Raw genomic sequence first — 22,610 nt, 5'->3', positions numbered from 1 at the left:
TAACTTCTATCATCTACTCCCCACCACCTTAAAAAAACAAAACCGCCCATTGCTGAGCGGTTGTTATTTTTACCAGATTTTGATTCTGTCTTCCGGAGCTTTGTATAATTTGTCTCCTTTTTTCACGTCAAATGCTTTGTAGAAAGCGTCAACGTTGATAAGCGGACCAAAACTTCTGAAATATCCAGGAGAATGCGGATCAGTTTTCACCTGATTCACCATATATTTCTCGCTTGATAATGTTCTCCAAACCGTTGCCCAGCTTAGGAAGAATCTCTGATCCTGAGTGAATCCACTGATTTTCCCTGGGTTTCCTTTGTCTTTCAGATACATTTGAAGGGCATCATAAGCGATGTTTACTCCACCTAAGTCAGCGATATTTTCTCCGTTTGTGAAAGTTCCGTTTACAAAAGTTCCTTTTACAGGCTCGTATTTATCATATTGAGAAGCAAGGGCTTTTGTTGCTTTTTCGAAGTTTGCTTTATCTTCCGGAGTCCACCAGTCTACTAAGTTACCGTCTGCATCAAACTGTGCACCTGAATCATCAAATCCGTGGCTCATTTCATGACCGATAACAGCACCGATACCTCCAAAGTTTACGGCAGCATCAGCATTCGGATTGAAGAACGGCGGCTGAAGGATCGCTGCAGGGAATACGATTTCGTTATTTACCGGGTTGTAATATGCATTAACAGTCTGTGGAGTCATTCCCCATTCTGTTTTATCAACCGGCTTGCCTATTTTAGCTAAATCTTTGTTATACTGCCATTCCGTAATATTCTGAAGGTTCTTGTAAAGACTTCCTCCTTTAGCTTCAGAAATGATATCTAATTTTGAATAATCTTTCCATTTGTCAGGATAAGCAACTTTTACAGTAAACTTGTTCAGTTTCTGCATTGCTTTTTCTTTAGTGGTAGAAGACATCCATGCTAAGTTATTGATATGAACAGCGAAACTTTTCTTTAAATAGTCAATCAGTTCCACCATCTGAGCTTTTGCTTCAGCAGGGAAATATTTCTCAACATATAGTTTTCCGAAAGCTTCTCCCAAAGTACCGTTGATCAACTCAAAACCTCTTTTGTTAAGAGCTCTCTGCTCCTGCTGACCTCTAAGGTATTTACCATAGAAAGCAAACTTCATGTTTCCTAAGTTTTCACTTAAGTAAGAAGCACTTCCATGGATCATGTGGAATTTCAGGTAATCTTTGATCACAGAAAGATCCTGAGCATTGATCAATTTATCAAAGTTTTTATAGAATCCTAATTCGCTGATAATTACCTTGTCGGTATTTACTCCTACTTTTTTAAGATATTCAGGGATATTTACTCCCTTTACCAACGCTGAAAGTTCAGCCATTGTTTTAGGATTGTACTGAAGGGTGTTGTCACGGCTCTGCTCATTGGTCAGGTATGTATTGGCGATACTTTTTTCAAAGTTAACAATACCTTTTGCAGCCTCATCAGCATTTTTATATCCTAATTCTTTTAGCATTGAAGCTACATATTTCTGATATTCAGCGATAGCTTCAGTATTTTTTTCATTTACTTTCTGATAGTAGTCTCTTCCTAAACCTAAAGTAGGATTTCCTAAATAAACAGCGTTCATTTTAGAATCTTTAAGGTCTGCGTCAACTCCCCATCCGTAAAGAATGTTTTCACCATCTTTGGTTACAGAAGTCAGGTAATTCTGAAGGTCAGCCATATTTTTAATGGCATCAATTTTATTCAGGTTATCCTGGATAGGTTTGATCCCGTCTGCATTTCTCTTCTGCATGTTCATATAAGTAGCATACAGGTCCTGAATCTTTTTACCTTCGCTTCCGTCAGCAAATTTATCTTTCAAAAGGGAGTTCAGGATGGTCATGGAATTGTTATCCGTATCCTCAGCAAGTTTGTTGAAGCTTCCCCATGTTGGTTTGTCAGATGGAATTTTGGCTGTTTTCATCCAGGTTCCACTCACATAGTTGTAAAAGTCATCCTGAGGACGAACTGAAGTGTCCATCAGGCTAAGGTCTAAGCCTTTGTCTGTGTTATTCACTGCTACTTTAGCAGCTTTAGCTTGTGCGCTCATAGTCGTTTGAGTGCAGATCCCTGCTATTAAAAACAAAGAAAGCGTTATTTTTTTCATTATGATAACAATTTATAGAATATGTATGATTTATTTTGAATTTGTTACTTTTCAGAAAAACAAATTTAAATAAATAAGTTGGAAGCCGGAGGATGGAAGCTGGAAGTTATGAAAGTCATAAAGAATAGTAATACTATCTCTACAATAACTCCCTGCTTATTCTTCTCACCTCCGGCTTTATCTAAGAAGTTGCTATCTCTTTTACATTTCCGGTTCTTTTCAAAAATCCCCAGGACTGCATTTCGCCTTTCAACGCTTTTCTTAAACTTTTAAATAATACGATATACATCAGCCATCTATACCCGAATCTCTGCGGAATAATATACAGGAGATTGATCAGTTTTTCCCGCTGCATGATGAATGCAATCAAAGCTAAGGAAGCATCCACCAAAAGGAAGATCAGATAATAGGTAAATATCTTATCTCCGTTTCCGGACAGGATTCCAAAGAACATAATCACATCTGCCAATGGCGAGAAAAATGGTATAATATATTGGAATAGTAAAATATTCGGCATTGCCCAAAGTCCCAATCCTTTATATCTGGGGTTAAGGAAAGTCTGTCTCTGTTTCCAGAACATCTGCATGATACCATATGTCCAGCGGAAACGCTGTTTTAAAAACTGTTTTACGGTTTCCGGAGCTTCGGTTACAGCAACAGCTCTGTTTTCGTTGGCTACCGTATATCCGGCTTTCAAGATTTTCACAGTAATATCACAATCTTCTGCCAGGGTATCAGATGAATAGCCTCCGGTTTCAATAACCACCGATCTTTTAAATGCCCCGATGGCTCCCGGAATCACAGTAATGGCATTGATGTTGGCATATGCCAGTCTGTCGAAATTCTGACTTGTTGTATATTCTATAGCCTGCCATTTGGTTAACCAGTTTACTCTGTTTCCAACTTTCACATTTCCTGCAACAGCTGCTATTTTTTCTTCAGGGTCTGAATTTAAAAACCTTGCAATCAGATATTTTACGGCATCCTGCTGCAGTTTGGTATCTGCATCAATACATACTACATATTCCGCATCTGTCTGTGATATCCCGAAGTTCAGAGCAGTGGCTTTTCCACCGTTTCTTTTGGTGAAAATTTTCAGTTTCGGATGATCAGGAAATGCTGCTTTTGCTTTATCATAAGTGGAATCCTTACTTCCGTCGTCCACCATAATAATATCAAAATTAGGATACGTCTGTTTCAGTAAATTCTGCAGGGAAGATACAATATTCACTTCTTCGTTATAAGCAGGGACAATAATGGAAACTTTCGGATAGGATTCAAGAACCGGAAACTCTCCCAACTTTTTTTCTTTTTTTCTTTCTTTAAATGCCCAATATGCCATCAGCAAAAGTCTGATCAAACCTAAAACAATGAAAATAGTAAATAATGCTACGAGAAAATGACTTACTCCATAAATAATGGTAGCCAGTACAAGATTCAGCTGCATGATGTAATATGATTTCGTTTTAGGAACTTCAGGCATCAGCTCATTTCTGCTTTTGTGCAAAATGCTGGTAAGGTTGGTAAAATGATAACCTTGTTTCTGAAGAGTCGGAATCAGAATCTTTAAAGCTTTTACCGTCTCTTCTCTGGTATCTCCGCCTGCATCGTGAAGAAGAATGATATTTCCTCTCTGCTGTCTGATGCCGGCCATTACACGTTTTACAATTTCATCTGCTTTAATTCCGGGCTGCCAGTCTTCGGGGTCTATATTTTCCCCGATGTCCAGATAATTCTGCTGTCTTGCCAAAGCTACCGGAATAATCTCTTCCGAAGTAGTAGGCTCTGAGTCTGCATTGTAAGGAGCTCTGAAAAGAATCGTACTGTGTCCTGTCACGCACTCTATCAGCAGCCTTGTCAGTTTCAATTCAAGCAAAGCTCTTTCCGGACTTACTTTTGCCACATTTTCATGGGTAAATGTATGGTTTCCGATTTCATGCCCTTCCCGATAAATTCTTTTCACAAGCGGAAGGTTCTTTTCTGCATTTAATCCTACCAGAAAGAATGCTGCCGGAACATGATATTTGGACAATACATCTAAAACCTGCGGTGTATAGGTTTCATCCGGACCGTCATCAAAAGTAAGCACAAGTTCTTTCTGAGGGGCACTTCCGTATTTCTTCACTTCATAAGAACTCGGATAGGTAACATAGTTTTCGTCTGTGATAATTTTCTCTTTCGGATCAATTTCCAACGCGATTTTTCCGTCGTGAGGGGTATTCAGAACATCCAGCACTTCCCCGTCACCGATGTAATCTACCATGGTCTGACCTTTTACATTCTCCAATGCTTTTAAATTAAGCTTTGAAAGACCGGCAAATGTAAGGTCTTTATCATAGAAGTTCCACACCCTGCTGTCTTCACTTCCTAATCTCCAAAGCGCAGTTCCCGCCAAAGGATATTCTGAGGAGAAACGCATTGTATTGAAAATAGAAGCTGCATCGTTGAAAAATACGGTATGGGTCAGATTTTTAGAATCGGTGTAAGAATAATTTAAATTAAACGTATTGTCATTAAAATCAATAACCGCTTTACTGGCACTGGCTTTGGTAATTGCCTGCATGTAAGTAACAGAAGTATTATCATCCGGATTGGAACTCCAGTCATAGCCATAGGCTCCAAGGCCCAGAATGATTTTTTGCGGAGAGGTTTGTTTTACAATTTTACCTGTCTGTTCTTCGATCCATTTCTGAGAAGAAACCGGACCGGCATCACTTCCTGCAGAATACTCATCATAAGCCATCAGCACAAAATAATCCACATAAGGATTCAGTCTTGGAATATTGTAATCATCATTATCCGTCATAATATCCATAGTAACCAGCAGCTGATTCTTTTTGAAGGTTTCCGAAAGTTCTTTCATAAAAGCGATCAGATTTTCATCAGAATCCAGGTTCATATCTTCAAAGTCGATATTGATTCCCTTGAAGTGATATTTTTTACATTGTCGGGTAATATTTTGAATCAGATGGGTTCTTTTTTGCGGATCATTAAGAGCTTTTGCCAATCCTTCTGAACGGAATTCCCTGTCGAAGTTATTACTCAGCATTGGCATGGCAGCCACCCCTGTTCTTTTGATCACCTTATATCCTTCCGGATCTACATTGGTTTTCAGATCACCTGTTTTGGGATCAAGAAAAAACCATTCCGGAAAAACAAGATTCACATGTCTGATATTTCTTTTCAGAGACATCAGTGACTGAGGATCCCATGCTACATAAAATGCAGAGCGGATTCCGCCCGGAAACTGAGCCCAGTTTCTGTTTTGGTTTTTGTATCTTTCTGCTCTTGCCTTCTCAATTTTATCAAGATTGGTATGGATTGTTTTTTCAGAAATAAAGTTTCTGAAACCTTTATATTCTTTAGAAATTTTATTTTCCTGAAGGTAGGGTTTATTAGCAGTAATTACAGCTTTATAGTCTTCTTTAAAAGGAATTTTAGGACTTCTGTCCAGTGTCATCATCAGACCCAAAGCTAGCAGAAGCAGTATTCCTAGAAAGATAAAAACACGGCTTCCCCATTGTACACTTTTCCAGCGTTTCTTGCTGCTGGTCTGAAAAATCTGTTTGGAATTTTCCACGATTTTGAAATTTATTGAATGGCTTTCAAAAAGTATGAAAAACTGTATTAAAATTAATTAAAAAAAAATTAAAAAACAATCTTTTATCTAGCTGTTTATAAGAAGGCTTACCAAATCCTGAATCACCTTTTGGGAAACAAAATTCATAAAGTCTACTCTTTCCAGATGGGGCATGTATAATTTTGAGGTTACCTCCTGATCATGAATTCTGATCGTGTAGTAAACCGTTCCAACATCTTTACCGTCTTCTCCTTTTCCCGGACCTGCAACACCTGTCGTAGAAAGGGAAATATGAGTATCGAATAATTGCTGACAGCCTTTGGCCATTTCCTGTGCTACCTGTTCGCTCACCACGGTAAACTGTTCTACAGTATCTTTGGAAATATTTAAAATTTTAATCTTTTTCTCCGTAGCATAGGCAACCATTCCTCCAAGGAAATATTTTGAACTACCGGAAACTGAGGTGATCATTTTTGCCAGCTCTCCTCCTGTACAGCTTTCTGCAGTAGAAATTGTCAGATTTCTTTCGGTAAGCATTTCTGCCAGGATTTTTTCAATCTTATCCTCAGATACTGCAATGACGTGTCCTTCTACCAAAGGAAGCAATTTCTGGATTTCTTCTTCTGTCTGTTGTTTCAGCAGCTCTTCATTATCACCTGAAGCTGTCAGACGAAGCTTTACGCGGGTACCAACCGGAAGATAAGACAACGCAATATTTTCCGGAAGTGCCAGCTCCCAGTTTTCAATTTTATCAGCAAGAATACTTTCAGGAATTCCGACCACAGAAACAATCCGGGTATGGATATAATGAAGCCTGAATCTTTTCTGCAGATAAGGAATAATCTGATCCTTTATAAGCGGTTTTACCTCGTAAGGAACTCCCGGAAGGCTGTAGCACAATTTCCCGTCCTGTTCCATCATCATACATGGAGCCGTACCGTAATGGTTCTGAAAAACGATGGATTTAGTCGGAACAAAAGCCTGTTCGCGGTTTCTTTCAAGAATATCTGCTCTTCCGCGACGTTCCATATAGCCTTTCAAATGGTTGAATGTCACCTCATCCAGCGCAATTTCATCATCGAAATATTCAGCCAATGCTTTTTTGGTTTTATCATCCCGGGTTGGCCCAAGTCCTCCTGTTGTAATGACTAAATCGCCAATTTCAAAGGCGTTATTCAATGCATTTTTAATCGTATCAATTTCGTCTGAGATCGTAAGAATCTGAATAACTTTTATTCCTATATTTTTAAGTTCCGAGGCAATAAAATTAGAATTGGTATCTACCGTATTTCCGGAAAGGATTTCATCACCGATAGTAATCAGAACAGCTTTTTCCATATGCTTTTTTGTTGCAAAAAATTCTATGCAAATGACGGAAAAATCTCTGGTCACAGCAATATAAATTGATTTTTTCTATTTTTGACGAAATTATCTAAAACTACAATAAGAATTATGTCTAAATATGATGACGCTTCATGGCATTATGGTGGTGACTTTCCTGAAGGACTTCCTCAGAAAAACGGAGCAACACATACAGGAATGTTCCTGAACTGGTGTATTCACAATAACCTTATTTCTGATGAACTGAAAGAAGATGCTGCAGAGGGAATAGAAAGAGTAAAACGAAGAGAAATGACTGGAGCTGAGTTTGTCATGGACTACTGTGATGGTAAATTTTCTGAATATGACCTGAATGAACTTGGAAATCTTTTTGCAAAGGATTATTATGCAGACGATACCGTTTTTGGAAACAGATACAGCTCATTTGCTGATGATTACGTTAATATTTTTGATGCTAAAGCAGAAGAAAACGACTATGAATATGAAACTTTCTATCATATTGAGGATACCTACGAAAACTATGATCTAATGAAACAGGTTATCGATCACCGTTTTGAAGAATGGAAAGAATACATTAACAGTTAAAAGGTAAAAAGGCAAAACCGTAAAACAAAATATTGATCTGCCTTTGACGGTTTTGCCCTTTCGCAATTTTGCTCTTTTGCTTACTGCTCTCTATTGATTATGCCTCACCCAGATCAGTTCATCGGTATTATACCCGATCTTTTTTGCTTTCTGAATGAAACGCTGACGTATGCTTTCCGGAATGCTGGTGGTACGGGAAAGAATCCACAGATATTTTAAACTGCTCCCGGCAACAAGGGCATACTGATAGTCTTCATCAATATCTATGACGTTGTAACCTGCCCAGATGGGTTTAAAAAATGAAACTTTGAGACGGGCTTCTTTCGGATCTTTCACAAACTTAGCTTCACCGATAGATTCATTCCATACTTTTTTAACGTAATCATAGCCTTTGTTTCTGACCTGAACAGTCCCATCCGGATTCTCAGTATATTCTGCCGTCACATTCTCCATATTTTTCTCGAATCTGTAGTCAAAACGGGCTATTTCATACCATCTGCCAAGATATTTTTTAAGATTAAAATTCTTTACAGCAGATGCTCCTCTCGGAATTCTTACAGAATAGGAATTAAAAACGATAAGCCCCAGTGCACCTAAGGAAACGGGAAGTATAATTTTATGAATAGTTTTCATGACAGGAATATTTTGGTGGTTATTATAGAACGTCAAAAATAATGCCTTTGGTCTGTTAAGATACAATAAATTCTATGAAAATACTTTCAGGAAATTATCTTTAAAGCTGCCTGAAACCTCAATTTCTGTATCGTCAGAGAGCATTACTGTTCCGCTTTTATGATATGATTTAACAAATGTTGTATTGATGATATGAGAACGGTGAACCCTCACAAAAGGATTTTCCAGAAGGTCATCAAAATGTTTCAGAAACCGGCACACCATCTTCTTTGAACCGTCTTTAAGGAATACCTGAGTAAAGTTTCCGTCTGCTTGAAGCCTCACAATATCTTCTGTTTTTACCACATCAAATCCTTGTAAAGTTGGTAAGATCAACTGCTGCTTTTCAGGTTTCAATTTCAGATTTTCAAGAAGGATTTTATTCCGGTTGAGTTCTTCTTTTTTCTCAAGACTTTCCGCGACTTTATTAACTGCAAGAATCAATTCCTGAATATCTATGGGTTTTAAAATATAATAACTTGCCGATTTGTTTAGAGCCTGCAAAGAATATTGTGAAAAAGCGGTGATGAAAATGGTTTCGTAGGGAACTTCTTTGGTAGCTTCCAGAACATCAAAAGCATTCCCAAAAGGCATTTCTACATCCAGAAAGACCAGTTGAGGCTGTTTTTCGGTAATTAATGGAACTGCTTCTTTGATATTTTCAGCTTCGCCCAAAATTTCCACCTGCGGGCAGTATTTGGTAAGATAGCTTCGCAAAACTTCTCTTGCTATGAGTTCATCATCTACAATGACAGCTTTTATTTTCATTACATCGGATATTAGGTGGCAGTAATCGGTTTCAGGTGCAAATTAGGAATATTTATCCAACCTTACAATTTGCTGATACGAGTTCTCCAGCCATACTTTTGGTCATTTTTATTGCAAGAAAGATGCAAAAGAATTATTTTAGGGATTAAAATTAATAAACCACACCAAATCATATGAAATCAAAGCTTCTTATTCTTTGCTGCATAAGTGTATTCAATTTTTCTTTTTCACAGATGAAAATCACGGAAAGAGAGGATCTCAGTAAGATCAATAAAAACTGGAGACTTACAAAAACCCATTCCGGAACGTACGGAATTTCAGATAAAAGTGGAAAAATTATTGTTCAGCCAGTGTATTCCAGGATTAACAAATTTGGTGAATACGCTGATGATCTGGCACTGGTAAAAAACATAGCGGGAACCTATGGATTTATTAACCGTTCTGGTACGGAAATCATTCCTGCTCATTATGAACTGGACTATCTGGAAAAGAATTTTTCTGTATTAAAGAAAAAATACATCCAGTAGAAATCACAGATCAATCTGGATTAAATTACTTCAGATTGATCTGAATGGTTACCATAACACCGTTGCTATTTTCCTTATCTTTTACCGAGCAGGTGATCTCTTTTTTGTATAAATCATTCAGCAAATGAATTCTTTCCAGCGTATTTTTCATTCCCCTGCCCTCCCGCGTTTTCTGGTGCTGGGTTTTCTGTTTTTTGCTTTCTTCGATTCCTATTCCGTTGTCTTCGATGAGGATTTTAAGATGTGATTCGCTTTTCTCAAAGCTTAATTTTAAAAATCCCTTATCCGTTCTGTAGCGGAGTCCATGCCAGACAGCGTTCTCAAGAAACGGCTGTATCAGCATTCCCGGAACCAGAAGGCTATGCATATTCAGATTTTCATCCACTTCAATTTCGTAATCAAATTTATCGGCAAAACGTGTTTTTTCTAAAGCAAGATAATTCTGAAGAAGGTCAAGTTCCTGCTGGAACGGAATAAAATCTTCTGTAGAGTTCTCCATCACCCCGCGCATCAGCTTAGAGAATTTGGTCAGATACTGATTGGCTTCCAGCTCATTATTGGTAGCTATAAAATGATTAACACTATTTAAACTGTTAAAAATAAAATGAGGATTCATCTCTCTGCGCAGCGACTGAAGAGCTATTTTCTTATTTTTCGTCTGAACTTTTTTCAATGTTATGAAAATGAAAATAATGAGCCCGGTGAGCAAAATCAATGCGCCAATCAGACTGTAATTAAATACATTTTTCTTTCTGATAAGTTCGTCTTTGAGTTCTTTTTCTTTTTCCAGCTGTGAAATTCTCTGTTCTGTATCTTCCAGAATTTTATTATCAACGAGGCTTCTGTCTTTGGAAACGAGATTGGGAAGTTTTCCCAAAAAGTCCCTGTACAGCTGGACTGATGCATCAATATTGCCTGAAATCGCATACAGGCTGTCCAGTTTTTTTACACTTCTTTGTGCTTCCAGTGTATGACCTTTGTCTAGGGCAATTCCGTAAGCATTTTTCAAAAGGTCTACCGCTTCCTTCGGATCATTTTTCTTAATATAGATATCTGCCAATTCCTGAATCTGATTGACTTTTTCCTGCGAGTTTTCTTTTACGAAATCTTCTTTCAGCACTTTCTTTTTGGCTTCAATAGCTTTTTCAAAGTTTTTGTTTTCCACGTACAGGTCAGCTAATTTCTGGTTGATGGCCAATGCCTGCTGAGGAGCTTCTCGCTTCGAAATTTTATAGGCTGTGTTCAGATTTTCTTCAGCGCTGGAAACATCTTTCTGTTTCAGGTTAACATCGGCCAGCTGGCTGTAGCTTTCTGCAAGATCTCCCTGCTCACTTTCTTTTTTGCTCAGATTAATATTATTCTGAATAGCTTCTGCTTTCAATTCAGGTGTAGGGGAAGAAAGCCTTGCCACATCATTAGAATTTACAGCCTTACTTTTTTCGCTGTAACTTACCTGTGCAGCCGTGCTGTAATTGCTTATGGCTGGTGTTATTTTATTCTGTTTCTCCTGTGACTGGGCTAATCTTCGGGCTGCTTTCTCAATATTAGGTTTGTCATTGAGTTTTTCATACAGCTTTTTAGCTTTGGTATAATATTCTTCACTTTTCGGAAAGTTTTTGCTGTTAAAAAATGTTTCACCAATATTATAATAAGAATCTGCCTGTACAGGTTCATTTTTAGTGTCCATTGCTTTTTTCAGCCTCTTTGTTTCAACCTGTACTTCTTCCACAGCAGTACTGCTGTTGGTAGTGGTCTGGGAAGATATGGTATTGCCCCAAAGCACCAGTAAAAAGATCATAAAGAGTGTAAGCGTTTTCATAAAACAAAGATATACATATATATAGTATGCCCAAAAATCATTCACCAAGTGAAAGCTCCATTTCACCAAGTCTTCCGTTTTTCCGCTTCTGATCTGGGTAATTTTACATCAGAATTAAAAATTTAAAAACAGGAAATTATGAAATTGAAACATTTTTTATTAATCGGAATTTTAACCCTTGGAAGCTTTGTAAATGCCCAGGAAGTAAAGAAAAATGCAATTGAAGTAACAGGTGTTGCCGAAATGGAAGTAGAACCGGATGAAATCATCTTAAGCATCGGAATAAAAGCAGATAACAAAAATGATCTGGCAGATAATGAGAAGAAGTTATTTGATATCCTGAAAAACGCAGGTGTAAAGAACGAAGATATCAAGTTCAAATCAATGTATCAGAATATCTATTCTAAAACAGCTAAGTTTTCTAAGAACTATCAGTTTAAAGCCAGCACAAAATCAAGTCTCAGCAAAATCTTTGAAGACCTTAATCAGAAATGGGTAAGCAGCCTGAATATTGCTGAGGTGAAGAATACCAAAATTGCAGATTTCAGAAAAACAGTAAAGATCAATGCTTTGAAAGCAGCCAAAGAAAAAGCAGATTATTTATTGGAAAGTATGGGTAAAAAGACAGGAAATGCGCTTGAAATTGTAGAGATAGAAGATTACACCAGCGATACGATTATGCCCGTAGCTTACAGAGGAAAAGCAAGCAATATCCAGCTGGAAATGGCTGATGCGCCGGTAGATTTCTCTTTTGATAATATTGAAAATATCAAACTGAAATACAGTATTAAAACAAAATACGAAATCCTTTAAAATAACAGATTTAAAAGACAGTTCCTTTGGGAGCTGTTTTTTATTCCATTTCTTCTTCCGAGCCCACCAAGTCGAACGGCAGCTTCACCAAGTTTCCTGATTTCAAGCTTCAAATAGGGATAATTTTACTTCAGGAATTTACAATTATAAGGATTTAAAGATTTCCGATTACAACAAATAACCAATAAAAAACAACAATATGACAACGTTAAAAATCTTAGCACTTGCAGCGGGTACAGCTTTAGTAAGCTCCGGGAAATTTCCAGAAAACCATACTGTAAACAGTAATACCGGCAATCATTTAACGGTACAAAAGACGACATTGATTCCGGTAACCTCAACTGTAAAAGACAATAAAATTCAGGTTGCCCTTCTTCTGGATACCTCCAACAGTATGGACGGATTGATTGATCAGGCAAAATCCAGACTGTGGAATATTGTGAATACGCTGACGACTCTTAAATATAATGGCAAGGCTCCCGAGATTGAAATTGCCCTTTACGAATACGGCAACGACGGAATCCGTGATGAAAATTATATTCGTCAGGTCACTCCTCTTACCCAGGATCTTGATCTTGTTTCGGAAAAGCTGTTCGCCTTAAGAACCAATGGCGGCAGTGAATATTGTGGTGCTGTGATCCGTGACGCTGCTGCCAATCTGAACTGGGACAGCAATGATAAAAGTATGAAACTGATTTATATTGCAGGAAATGAAGCATTTGATCAGGGAAAAATAAATTATAGAGAGGTTGTTTCAAAAGCAAAAAATAAAAATATTTACATCAACACTATCTTTTGTGGAAGCCGGGAAGAGGGAATCCAGACGTTCTGGCAAAACGGAGCATCATTGGGAGGTGGAAAATATTTCAATATCGACAGTGACAGAAAGGTACTCTATATTGAGACCCCTTATGATACCAGAATTTCCGAATGTAATGCAAAGCTGAATGATACTTATATCTATTACGGAAATCATGGTTCAGAATACAGACTTAAGCAGATTATACAGGATAAAAATGCAGAAATGCAGTCAGCTTCCAACCTGGTGGAAAGAGCTGTTGCCAAATCCAAAAAGAATGCTTACAAAAATGATCACTGGGATCTGGTAGATAAGGCTGAAAAAGATGCCGGATTTATTGCCACAGTAAAAGAAAGTGAACTCCCCGCAGAGTTGAAAGGAAAAAGCAAAGAAGAAATTCAAAAAATGATTGTGACGAAGGCTGCAGCCCGGGAAAAAATACAGAAAGAAATAGAGGAACTTTCCAAAAAACGCCAGACTTATATTGATTCCGAAATGAAAAAAAGAGGAACAGGTGATTCTGACGATTTGGGAAAAGCTATTGAAAGTTCTATTCTTGAACTGGCAAAAAAGAATGGGTATAGTTTGTAGTTAAAGCGGGTTTAAGCCCGCTTTTATGTTATTCAATAATTTTTGTAAAAAAAACTCTTTTATAACAGAAGTAATTTAGTTTAGATTCCTACGGAATGGCACAATTGAAATAATGATTTATCCAGGCAGTATGTCATTCCGCAGGAATCTAAATAAACCTTTATACCGGGCAGGCTCAAAAGAGCTGTCTGGTTTTTGTTTTAACCACCCCGTCAAAATTCTTTGAATTTTGCCATCCCTCCACAGGAGGGGAATTGAGCACTGTTATTAGGACAATCTATCTTCCAAACTTAAAATATCTTGATAACGGGTGCTTTTTATTCTTCATAAATAAAGAAGCCATTTCCATTCCTGTCACGGAAAAAGTAATTCCGTTTCCTCCGAAGCCCAGCACAAAATATGAATTTTTAAATTTTTTATGTTCACTGATATAGGGTAATCCGTCTTTTGTTTCTCCAAAAGTCCCTGCCCATACAAAATCAGGATAAAAGTGGTAATCCGGCTTTATTTTCTTTAATGTTTTTATGATTTTTTTCTCTTTTATATTTAAAATAGCATCACGTTTTTCTGCATTATAAAAGTCTTCATCCTCACCTCCCATCAAAAGCCTTCCGTCATCAGTCGTACGCATATAGAGATAAGGAGCATCGGTATTCCAGACCAGTGTACTGGTTATATTTTTAAACTTGCTTTTATCAATTTCCGAAACGACAGCATAAGTACTTTTCAGGGTAACAAAGTTTTCCTTCAGCAGATTTTTACTTTCATAGCCTATACAGTAAATAATCTTTTTAGCTTTGATCTGATATCCGCTGTCTACCGTAACGAGATTAAACCCTTTATGCTCTTCTACTTCTACCATTTCTGTCTTATCAAATATTTTCAACCCTTTCTTTACATTATGCTGAAAAAGCTCATGTGCAAACTGAAAAGCATCGATACTAGCTCCTTGTTTAGATAATATCCCGCCGTAAGTATTTTCAAATCCGAACTGTTCCAAAATCTGATCTTCAGAGAGCCATTTCACTTCAAATCCTGCATTTTTTCTCGCCTCAAATTCTTTTTTCAGCCATGCTACGTCTTTCTTTTTGGAAGCATAGTACAATGATTTCTTACGTTTAAAACCGGCATCAGACCGTACGAGTTTTGCCAGCTTTTCTATTATATCAATAGCGTCACTACAGGCGTTATAGCTTAAAACAGCACCTTTTTCACCAATTTGTTCTATCAGTTCATAGAGCGGAACATCTATTTCGTACTGCAGCATTGAAGTGGTGGCAGAAGTACTTCCATTACATATTTCCCGCTTATCAATAAGAATGGTGTCATATCCGTCTTCTATCATCTGATGAGCGATCAGGCTTCCCGTAATACCGCCTCCTACAATAAGAACATCACATGATTCATTTGATTTTAATGAAGGATAAGATGCTAACAATCCGTTTTTTAAAAGCCAGAAAGGTTCATTTGATTTGAGATCCATATTAATATTTTACACTGAAACTAACAACATTTATACCTTTTTTAACAATTTTCCCACAAATTATGGTGTAATTATTGTTATTCTTTTAAACTGAACCACCATAAAATATTGATTATGATAACAATTATTCCAGAAGCCCCGGAGAATGTTGCGGCATTCAATGCAACGGGAGAAGTAACAAAAGAGGATTTTGAAAAACTGGTAATTCCGCGTGTAAAAGAGAAGGTAGAGCAGTTCGGTGAGCTGAATTATTTATTGTATTTGGATACCGATCTGGATAATTTTACCATGGGTGCGTGGCTTGAAGATTTGCTGCTGGGACTGAAAAATCTTACCAACTGGAATCGTTCGGCCATTGTTACTGATAAAGAAGGAATACGTAATTTTACCAGTATCTTCAGTGTTCTGATGCCGGGAGAGTTTAAGTCTTTCCCCAAAGAAAATTTATACAATGCCCTCTATTGGTGCAAAAACGGAGATGAAGTAGAGGCATAGACTTATCTTATACAAAAGAACCTGTTTCTCTCTGAAACAGGTTCTTTTTTTATCTTCAGCTATAATAACCGTACACTTATTGATCACAGGAAACACACTCTGCAACAGTTTCCTCTTCATTTTGAGTCTGAGTTCTGTACAGATACATATATCTTATACTTACAACCAAACCAATAAAGGTCATCCCCACTCCTACCAGTGAAGGATAATTGAATGAATACCCGTATTCCAAAGGAATTCCTCCAAGAAAAGCTCCCATTGCATTCGCAATATTAAAACCGGCCTGCATAAAAGCGGCAGCCATCATTTCACTTTTCGGGGCAGCTTTCATCATCATAATATTGATGGGTGATGCGATAGACATTGATAAAGCACCGCACATAAATGTAAGTACCAAAGCAATATTTTTATACTCTGCAAGGAAGAAAACTCCTCCAAGGGAAATCATCATCAGGAAGATCAGGAGTACACAGGTCTTTTCAGGACCTAATTTATCTGAAACAACGCCTCCCACAAGATTTCCTACCACCATACCGGCTCCGGCAAGAACCATTACATAAGCCATCTGACTGCTTTTGATTCCGGCAACAATGGTCATCAGAGGGGTAATATAGCTTAACCATGTAAAAAGTCCTCCAAATCCGATTGCTGTAATAGCCAATACCAGCCACGACTGTTTATTTTTAAGGAACTTCAGTTCTTCCATGAAATGAGTATTCTGGTTGGATTCCAGATTCGGAAGCCAAAGTTTTAAAAATAGAATGGCAAAAAGTCCAATCACTGCTACAATCGCAAAGTACAGTCTCCAATGGAAGATATGTCCGATATAAGTAACCAGAGGAACCATTGCAAGATTGGCAACCGTAAGCCCGGTAAACATCATGGATATATAAAATGCCTCTTTTCCTTTTCCAGCCATTCTTGAAGCAACCACTGTTCCTACTCCGAAGAAAGCACCGTGAGGCAGTCCGGACAGAAAACGGATAGCTAACATACTGTTGTATCCAGGAGCAATTGCAGAAAGAGCGTTAAACAGTGTAAAAAGGATCATAAAAGCCATCAGGACCTTTTTAGGCGGAAATTTTACGGAATATCCGATCAGAATGGGAGCCCCGATCACCACCCCCATGGCATAAGCTGAAATCAAATGACCGGCCTGCGGTATTGTAATCTGTAGTGTTTTTGCTATATCCGGTAACAGTCCCATTACGGTAAATTCCGTAGTTCCTATTCCCAAACCACCGATAGCCAGTGGTATTATTCTTCTATCAATCTTCATTATATCTAAATCTTTTCTGAATTAATTTTTTTAATCACTTGTTCACTTCTGTTTTGAAAGTGCAAAATTCGAAAGAAATTTTGAAATTCACTTCTCTTTGAATGATAAAAATTTGCTCCATATTAACCTTTTTAATTAATTTTAAATTCAGAAATAATCAAAACAGAACAAGATGAAAATCCAGAAAGAAATTATTGAATTTGAAAAAGGGAAATCATTCAAATTGTTTGCCCCTTCCCTGAAAAACTGTTTTTTCTGGCATTATCATCCGGAAATTGAACTGGTATATGTAGAAGCAGTGAATGGCATCCGGCATGTTGGGAAAAATATTTCAGGTTTTACAGACAGTGATCTTCTGCTGATAGGCTCCAATGTTCCTCATCTTAATTTTGATTACGGTATTCAGACTGAATGCAAACAGCTTGTCGTACAGATGCGGGAAAGCTTTCTTCAGGATATTATTCTTCCTGTTCCTGAATTTGAAAATATCAAAGTGCTTTTAGAACGTTCTTATCTCGGATTATCATTCTCCGGAGAAACCAAAAATACAGTTATTGAAAAGCTGCAGATTATTAAAGATAAAAGCTCTTTTGAGTCTTTGATGGGATTGATTGAAATTTTACAGATTCTCGCAGATTCAACGGAAGTGAAAGAACTTAATAAAGAAGATACCAGAATCAAATGGTTTCTGAATGATAAAATCAGAATGGGAACCATCTACGATTATATTCACGAAAATTATGACAGAAAACCTAATGTGAATGAAATTGCAGAAATTGTGAGTCTGAGTACTCCGGCTTTCTGCCGTTATTTTAAAAAGCAGACCAACATGACATTTACAGATTTTGTTAACAATTACAGGATCAATCAGGCTAAAATATTTCTTCTGAAGGATCAGTCTGTAACAGAAGTCTGTTTTCAGGTAGGTTTTGAGAGTCTTTCGTATTTTAATAAACTATTCAAGCAGCATACAGGAGAAACACCTTCTGAGTTTAAGAAAAAGCATTTCAGACCTATTGAAATCAATGGAAAAATTGCACCTATTACCAGGGAAACAGTTTGTAATAAGTAGATTTTAGACCACCCCTCCAAAGGATGGGAATGATGACAGTGGTTATTGTAAAGATTGCCACATTCATTAGCTAATCCCAGTCACCTATAATCCGCTACCTGCTACCTGCTACTTAAAAAACAAAAAACCGCTCATTGCTGAACGGTTTATATTTTAATGAATATGTTTTTCTGCGTGGTAAGAACTTCTTACAAGAGGAGAGCTTTCAACGTGTCTGAACCCTAAACTTCTTGCAAAATCTCCGAATTCATCAAACTCTTCCGGAGTAATGAATTTTTTTACAGGAAGATGTTTTTTAGTCGGTTGCAGATATTGACCAAGTGTAATTACATCTACATTGGCATTTCTGATATCTTCAATAGTCTGGAAAACCTCATCTTTGGTTTCACCCAATCCAAGCATTACTCCTGTTTTGGTTCTTCTTTGTCCGGCTTCTTTCAGATATCTTAATACTTCAAGACTTCTTTCGTATTTTGCCTGGATTCTCACTTCTCTGGTAAGACGTTTTACTGTTTCCATATTGTGAGAGATCACTTCAGGCGCCACTTCTACGAGTCTGTCAAGGTGTTTTGTAATACCCTGGAAATCCGGAATCAGGGTTTCCATTGTGGTTCCCGGAGAAATTCTTCTGACAGCATTTACTGTTTCTCCCCAAAGAATAGAACCCATATCTTTCAGATCATCGCGGTCTACAGAAGTAAGAACGGCATGTTTGATCTTCATCAATTTGATAGATCTTGCCACTTTTTCAGGTTCATCCCAGTTGACATCGAGAGGTTTTCCTGTTTTTACACCACAGAATCCACAGCTTCTGGTACAGATATTTCCTAAAATCATGAAAGTAGCTGTACCTTCACCCCAGCATTCTCCCATATTTGGGCAGCTTCCGCTTTGGCAAATGGTATTTAATTTATATTTATCAACCAAAGTTCTCAGCTCTCTGTAATTCTTTCCGGTAGGAAGTTTTACGCGGATCCATTTTGGTTTTTGAACGGTAGTGTCTTGAACTGAATTTTCCATTTCTAAAATTGAAGTTCAAAGTTAAGGAATTTTTAATGGAAACCATCAACCGGAAATATTGATGAAACTGATCATCCGAAATTCATTTGTATATTTATGGCTCCAAAATATTCTTATGAGAACAATATTATTTCTTTTATTGATGGTATGCGGAGTATTCTGTTTTGCTCAGGAACAGCTGCAACCGGTAGGTTCTACGGTCATCGAAACGGTAGACGGAGATCTTGATGGTGACAAAATTCCTGAAAAAGTAATTGTTTACAACACCAAGGATACCACGGATATGGGAAACATGCGTGAAATTCAGATCCTGAAAAAAGTGAACGGAAAATGGACGATCCTGGAAAAATCAAGAAATGCAGTAATGGAAAGCCGTGCAGGCGGAATGATGGGAGATCCTTATGGGGAAACCAAAATTGAAAAAGGAATTCTGATCATTTCACAGAATGGAGGAAGCAGCTGGAAATGGAATGTAACAGATAAATACCGATATCAGAACGGACATTTTGAATTAATAGGAACTTCTTCCACTTCAGGAAGGCCGGGAGATTACTGGAAGGATATTGATTTTAACCTTTCTACAGGACAGCTGAACTATTCAAAAGAGGTAGAAAATACTGCTGAATATGGTAAGTCTTTAAAAGAAACTTATATTAAAAAAGGAGTAAAGATCAATCTTCAAAACAGAAATCAGGAAAAGCAACAAAAAATAGTGCTTCCAAAAACAAAAGAGGAAGTGTATTTTTAAATAAAAACCGTGGGATTTAAGTTTTGGCTAAAGCCAATTTTGAATTTTAATTTTTAGTGAACGGGCTAAAGCCCGTTCCTATTGAATAGAATTGACTTTTCTGATATTTAATTATCATCAAATTCATTATTCTTCAACAATTCAGCTAAGACTTTTTTAGCGCGCATTACCCGTACTTTGGTATTCGCTACCGAAATACCCAGTTCTTCAGCAATTTCCTTGATGCTTTTTTCTTCAAAAAATCTCAGTTTAATAATATCCTGATAATTGGCATCCAGGGATTCTATGGTTTTGATGATTTTCTTCTGTTCTTCTTCGGAAATCAGAAGTTCTTCCGGAGATTTTGCATATTGATTTTTAACTTCGTCAAGGTTTTCAACGGCATCTTCAGTGTCACGGTTCTTTTTTCTCCAGAAATCAATTACGGTATTCTGGGCAATAGTCAGCACCCAGGTTTTAAACTGAAAATGAGGATCAAACATATCCAGTTTCGAAAGTACTTTTGAAAAAACATTTACAGTAATTTCATCGGCATCATTTTCGTCTTTCACCTTCTTCATCACAAATGAGAAAACGTCCACCCAAAAAACATTAATGAGTTTAGTCTGGGCCTTCTGGTCTTTATCTTTGGCCTTCTGGATGAGCAGGAATAGCTGTTCGTCGTTCATTACTAACAAATATAGAGTATTTGGGGTGAAAAACAAAGGATGGGAAGGGTAAAGTGGTAAAAAGGCTAAAAGGCAAAACGGTAAAACAGCAAAATAGCAGATTAATCATTTATTGTATAATATTTGCATTGTTCCAATATAGCTACAAAAAATCGCTTCACAATTTACCATTAATCTTTTTTGCATTTTTGCCCTTTTGCTGTTTTGCTTTTTTCCCCTTAATACTTCTGAATTTATTATCTTTGCATCTTAAAATTTTAAAGTTAAAAATCAATGAATTCCTTTATAGAAGAACTGAAATGGCGTGGTCTTTTTGCCGATATGATGCCTGGAACCGATGAACAACTGAATAAAGAGGTAACTACTGCATATATTGGTTTTGATCCTACTGCCGATTCTTTACATATCGGAAGTCTTATCCAGATAAAAATCTTAGCTCACTTCCAGCAGCATGGCCATAAGCCTATTGCTTTGGTAGGAGGTGCTACAGGAATGATCGGAGATCCGTCAGGAAAATCAGCAGAGAGAAATCTTCTGGATGAGGAAACCCTTTTACATTATGTTGACTGTTTAAAGAACCAACTTTCAAAATTCTTAAATTTTGAAGGAAACGAGCCAAACAAAGCAGAGCTGGTTAACAACTACGACTGGATGAAGAATATTTCTTTCCTTGATTTTGCTAAAAATATCGGGAAGAATATCACTGTCAATTATATGATGGCTAAAGATTCTGTAAAGAAAAGATTCTCAGGAGAAGGCGGTGCAGACGGAATGAGTTTTACAGAATTCACTTACCAGCTCATCCAGGGGTATGATTTCCTTCATCTATACCAGAACAATAATGTAAAACTGCAGATGGGAGGTTCTGATCAGTGGGGAAATATCACAACAGGAACAGAACTGATCCGTAGAAAAGCTCAGGGTGAAGCATTTGCATTAACGGTTCCTTTGATCACAAAAGCTGATGGTTCCAAATTCGGAAAGTCTGAAAGTGGGGAAAATTACTGGCTGGATAAAAAGAAGACATCTCCTTACAAATTCTACCAATTCTGGCTGAATGCTACTGATGAAGATGCTGAAAGATTCATCAAGTTCTACACTTTCTTAGGAAAAGAAGAAATTGAAGCTTTAATTGAAGAACATAAAACAGCCCCACACGAAAGAAAGCTACAGAAGAAACTTGCAGAAGAAGTTACCGTTTGGGTACATGGGAGAGAAGAGTATGAAAAAGCATTGAAAGCTTCTGAAATTCTTTTCGGCCGTTCTACGGCTGAAGATCTGGTAAGCCTTGATGAGGAAACTTTCCTGGAAGTTTTTGACGGTGTTCCTCAAAAAGAAATTGCAAAAGCTGATGTTCTGGGAGTGAATATTGTTGATCTTCTTTCTGAAAAATCAGGCTTCTTAAAATCGAAGAGTGAGGCACAAAGAGAGATTAAAGGAAACGCCATCTCAGTCAACAAGCAAAAAGTGAATGATACTTTTACAGCTAATGAAACAGATCTTATTGATGGTAAATTCTTATTGTTACAAAAGGGCAAAAAAAGCTACTTTATTGTCAAAGTAGGCTAATCTGAAAGACCATATAAAAATCGGCGCTGAGATGAATCTCAGCGCCGATTTCATTTCCTAAATAAATTTAATATTAAAATGTATAGCTTGCAGTAGCCGACAAATACTGTCCGCTGGAAGTTCCTTCTTTCTTCAGCTCTCCGTCTACCCAGATCTGAACTTTCAAAGTTGCAGAAGCATCCGGTCCGACAGCGTTTACTCCAACAGTTGCGTTGTATGCTCCCGGTTCTGATGTTACCTCAGGGCTGCTCCATGTTGTTCCGCTAAGACTTGTTGCAGTGGTAGGGTTACCATCAATTCCGTACACCGCTACCTCAATATTACTGCCTGAAGAAGCGATTGCTTTAAAGACCACTTTATGACTTTTCCCTGCTCCATTCACATTATCATCATCATCTTTACTGCATGACGCTGTAAATCCAATCAGCATTGTTGCTATTACTGCAATGAATGCGCCTCTTAACAGCTGATTCATACTCATTTTTTTCATAATCTTTTGTTTAAATTTTAGTTACTATATTGAATATTCTATGATTCATGATTTGATATGTGCAAAGCTATGAGCCTCATCTACGTCTATCAATCCTGAAAAACAAGTAATTTTTTCTACCTAAATTCTGGTATTTTTTATGCTATTTTTTTTAATTAAATTGA

The 22,610-nt window shown here is 37.3% G+C and carries 19 protein-coding genes; 8 read left to right on the top strand and 11 right to left on the bottom strand.

Annotated features, from left to right (window positions below; genetic code table 11):
* Positions 1-69: 69 nt before the first annotated feature.
* The 3 genes from EL165_RS23840 to EL165_RS23830 form a co-directional block, all read right to left on the bottom strand.
* A complete protein-coding gene (locus EL165_RS23840) occupies positions 70-2,127 on the bottom strand; it encodes a M13 family metallopeptidase (protein ID WP_002981027.1) in 2,058 nt (685 codons plus the stop codon).
* 181 nt (positions 2,128-2,308) lie between these two features.
* Entirely contained in the window at positions 2,309-5,707 is a 3,399-nt protein-coding gene (locus EL165_RS23835) for a trifunctional glycoside hydrolase family 18/polysaccharide deacetylase/glycosyltransferase family 2 protein (protein WP_002981028.1), read from the bottom strand.
* A gap of 87 nt (positions 5,708-5,794) precedes the next feature.
* On the bottom strand, positions 5,795-7,045 hold the full coding sequence (locus tag EL165_RS23830) for a CinA family nicotinamide mononucleotide deamidase-related protein (RefSeq protein ID WP_002981029.1): 1,251 nt from the start codon (positions 7,043-7,045) through the stop codon (positions 5,795-5,797).
* A gap of 114 nt (positions 7,046-7,159) precedes the next feature.
* Between EL165_RS23830 and EL165_RS23825 the strand changes: the two genes are divergently transcribed.
* Positions 7,160-7,633 carry a DUF7832 domain-containing protein gene (locus EL165_RS23825; RefSeq protein WP_002981030.1) on the top strand — a complete coding sequence of 158 codons (474 nt, stop codon included), beginning with the start codon at positions 7,160-7,162 and terminating at the stop codon, positions 7,631-7,633.
* A 90-nt stretch (positions 7,634-7,723) separates the two neighbouring features.
* Here the strand turns inward: EL165_RS23825 and EL165_RS23820 are convergent, their stop codons facing one another.
* Together EL165_RS23820 and EL165_RS23815 are read right to left on the bottom strand one after the other, a co-directional pair.
* Entirely contained in the window at positions 7,724-8,266 is a 543-nt protein-coding gene (locus EL165_RS23820; protein WP_002981031.1) for a lipocalin family protein, read from the bottom strand.
* A 72-nt stretch (positions 8,267-8,338) separates the two neighbouring features.
* The gene (locus EL165_RS23815) at positions 8,339-9,073 is read right to left on the bottom strand and encodes a LytR/AlgR family response regulator transcription factor (protein ID WP_002981032.1); all 735 of its coding nucleotides are present in this window, start codon (positions 9,071-9,073) and stop codon (positions 8,339-8,341) included.
* A 173-nt stretch (positions 9,074-9,246) separates the two neighbouring features.
* On the opposite strand from EL165_RS23815, the gene EL165_RS23810 reads away from it, so the two are divergent.
* A complete protein-coding gene (locus EL165_RS23810; RefSeq protein ID WP_041461543.1) occupies positions 9,247-9,600 on the top strand; it encodes a WG repeat-containing protein in 354 nt (117 codons plus the stop codon).
* 25 nt (positions 9,601-9,625) lie between these two features.
* On the opposite strand, the gene EL165_RS23805 is transcribed toward EL165_RS23810, so the two are convergent.
* On the bottom strand, positions 9,626-11,419 hold the full coding sequence (locus EL165_RS23805) for a histidine kinase (protein ID WP_002981034.1): 1,794 nt from the start codon (positions 11,417-11,419) through the stop codon (positions 9,626-9,628).
* A 138-nt stretch (positions 11,420-11,557) separates the two neighbouring features.
* On the opposite strand from EL165_RS23805, the gene EL165_RS23800 reads away from it, so the two are divergent.
* Together EL165_RS23800 and EL165_RS23795 are read left to right on the top strand one after the other, a co-directional pair.
* Positions 11,558-12,232 (top strand): SIMPL domain-containing protein, encoded by a 675-nt coding sequence (locus tag EL165_RS23800; RefSeq protein ID WP_002981035.1) that lies wholly within the window; start codon positions 11,558-11,560, stop codon positions 12,230-12,232.
* A gap of 199 nt (positions 12,233-12,431) precedes the next feature.
* Positions 12,432-13,622, top strand: coding sequence for a vWA domain-containing protein (locus tag EL165_RS23795; protein ID WP_002981037.1), 1,191 nt, complete (start codon positions 12,432-12,434; stop codon positions 13,620-13,622).
* A 277-nt stretch (positions 13,623-13,899) separates the two neighbouring features.
* On the opposite strand, the gene EL165_RS23790 is transcribed toward EL165_RS23795, so the two are convergent.
* Positions 13,900-15,105, bottom strand: coding sequence for an NAD(P)/FAD-dependent oxidoreductase (locus EL165_RS23790; RefSeq protein ID WP_002981038.1), 1,206 nt, complete (start codon positions 15,103-15,105; stop codon positions 13,900-13,902).
* Positions 15,106-15,219: 114 nt separating this feature from the next.
* Here EL165_RS23790 and EL165_RS23785 point away from each other — a divergent pair, with 114 nt between their 5' ends.
* Complete coding sequence (locus EL165_RS23785) at positions 15,220-15,600, top strand: SpoIIAA family protein (protein WP_002981039.1); 381 nt, start codon at positions 15,220-15,222, stop codon at positions 15,598-15,600.
* Positions 15,601-15,676: 76 nt separating this feature from the next.
* Here EL165_RS23785 and EL165_RS23780 read toward each other — a convergent pair whose 3' ends face one another.
* Positions 15,677-16,879, bottom strand: a complete 1,203-nt coding sequence (locus EL165_RS23780; RefSeq protein WP_002981040.1) for an MFS transporter — start codon at positions 16,877-16,879, stop codon at positions 15,677-15,679.
* A gap of 172 nt (positions 16,880-17,051) precedes the next feature.
* Here EL165_RS23780 and EL165_RS23775 point away from each other — a divergent pair, with 172 nt between their 5' ends.
* Positions 17,052-17,951 (top strand): AraC family transcriptional regulator, encoded by a 900-nt coding sequence (locus EL165_RS23775; RefSeq protein ID WP_002981041.1) that lies wholly within the window; start codon positions 17,052-17,054, stop codon positions 17,949-17,951.
* Between the two features lie 153 nt (positions 17,952-18,104).
* Here EL165_RS23775 and lipA read toward each other — a convergent pair whose 3' ends face one another.
* Complete coding sequence (gene lipA / locus EL165_RS23770) at positions 18,105-18,971, bottom strand: lipoyl synthase (RefSeq protein ID WP_002981042.1); 867 nt, start codon at positions 18,969-18,971, stop codon at positions 18,105-18,107.
* 115 nt (positions 18,972-19,086) lie between these two features.
* On the opposite strand from lipA, the gene EL165_RS23765 reads away from it, so the two are divergent.
* Positions 19,087-19,719 carry a hypothetical protein gene (locus EL165_RS23765; RefSeq protein WP_041461884.1) on the top strand — a complete coding sequence of 211 codons (633 nt, stop codon included), beginning with the start codon at positions 19,087-19,089 and terminating at the stop codon, positions 19,717-19,719.
* Between the two features lie 107 nt (positions 19,720-19,826).
* On the opposite strand, the gene EL165_RS23760 is transcribed toward EL165_RS23765, so the two are convergent.
* The gene (locus tag EL165_RS23760; protein WP_002981044.1) at positions 19,827-20,387 is read right to left on the bottom strand and encodes an RNA polymerase sigma factor; all 561 of its coding nucleotides are present in this window, start codon (positions 20,385-20,387) and stop codon (positions 19,827-19,829) included.
* 273 nt (positions 20,388-20,660) lie between these two features.
* Here EL165_RS23760 and tyrS point away from each other — a divergent pair, with 273 nt between their 5' ends.
* Positions 20,661-21,956, top strand: coding sequence for a tyrosine--tRNA ligase (gene tyrS, locus EL165_RS23755; protein ID WP_002981045.1), 1,296 nt, complete (start codon positions 20,661-20,663; stop codon positions 21,954-21,956).
* A 73-nt stretch (positions 21,957-22,029) separates the two neighbouring features.
* Here the strand turns inward: tyrS and EL165_RS23750 are convergent, their stop codons facing one another.
* Positions 22,030-22,446, bottom strand: coding sequence for a hypothetical protein (locus tag EL165_RS23750; protein WP_002981046.1), 417 nt, complete (start codon positions 22,444-22,446; stop codon positions 22,030-22,032).
* Positions 22,447-22,610: the final 164 nt, after the last annotated feature.

The sequence above is a fragment of the Chryseobacterium gleum genome (assembly GCF_900636535.1).
GTDB lineage: Bacteria > Bacteroidota > Bacteroidia > Flavobacteriales > Weeksellaceae > Chryseobacterium > Chryseobacterium gleum.
This window is presented reverse-complemented; position numbering and strand designations above follow the sequence as displayed.

Coding starts and splice junctions, on each gene's coding strand:
- EL165_RS23840 (WP_002981027.1), bottom strand. CDS start 2,127: ATGAAAAAAATAACGCTTTCTTTGTTTTTAATAGCAGGGATCTGCACT.
- EL165_RS23830 (WP_002981029.1), bottom strand. CDS start 7,045: ATGGAAAAAGCTGTTCTGATTACTATCGGTGATGAAATCCTTTCCGGA.
- EL165_RS23825 (WP_002981030.1), top strand. CDS start 7,160: ATGTCTAAATATGATGACGCTTCATGGCATTATGGTGGTGACTTTCCT.
- EL165_RS23820 (WP_002981031.1), bottom strand. CDS start 8,266: ATGAAAACTATTCATAAAATTATACTTCCCGTTTCCTTAGGTGCACTG.
- EL165_RS23815 (WP_002981032.1), bottom strand. CDS start 9,073: ATGAAAATAAAAGCTGTCATTGTAGATGATGAACTCATAGCAAGAGAA.
- EL165_RS23810 (WP_041461543.1), top strand. CDS start 9,247: ATGAAATCAAAGCTTCTTATTCTTTGCTGCATAAGTGTATTCAATTTT.
- EL165_RS23805 (WP_002981034.1), bottom strand. CDS start 11,419: ATGAAAACGCTTACACTCTTTATGATCTTTTTACTGGTGCTTTGGGGC.
- EL165_RS23800 (WP_002981035.1), top strand. CDS start 11,558: ATGAAATTGAAACATTTTTTATTAATCGGAATTTTAACCCTTGGAAGC.
- EL165_RS23795 (WP_002981037.1), top strand. CDS start 12,432: ATGACAACGTTAAAAATCTTAGCACTTGCAGCGGGTACAGCTTTAGTA.
- EL165_RS23790 (WP_002981038.1), bottom strand. CDS start 15,105: ATGGATCTCAAATCAAATGAACCTTTCTGGCTTTTAAAAAACGGATTG.
- EL165_RS23785 (WP_002981039.1), top strand. CDS start 15,220: ATGATAACAATTATTCCAGAAGCCCCGGAGAATGTTGCGGCATTCAAT.
- EL165_RS23780 (WP_002981040.1), bottom strand. CDS start 16,879: ATGAAGATTGATAGAAGAATAATACCACTGGCTATCGGTGGTTTGGGA.
- EL165_RS23775 (WP_002981041.1), top strand. CDS start 17,052: ATGAAAATCCAGAAAGAAATTATTGAATTTGAAAAAGGGAAATCATTC.
- lipA (WP_002981042.1), bottom strand. CDS start 18,971: ATGGAAAATTCAGTTCAAGACACTACCGTTCAAAAACCAAAATGGATC.
- EL165_RS23765 (WP_041461884.1), top strand. CDS start 19,087: ATGAGAACAATATTATTTCTTTTATTGATGGTATGCGGAGTATTCTGT.
- EL165_RS23760 (WP_002981044.1), bottom strand. CDS start 20,387: ATGAACGACGAACAGCTATTCCTGCTCATCCAGAAGGCCAAAGATAAA.
- tyrS (WP_002981045.1), top strand. CDS start 20,661: ATGAATTCCTTTATAGAAGAACTGAAATGGCGTGGTCTTTTTGCCGAT.
- EL165_RS23750 (WP_002981046.1), bottom strand. CDS start 22,446: ATGAAAAAAATGAGTATGAATCAGCTGTTAAGAGGCGCATTCATTGCA.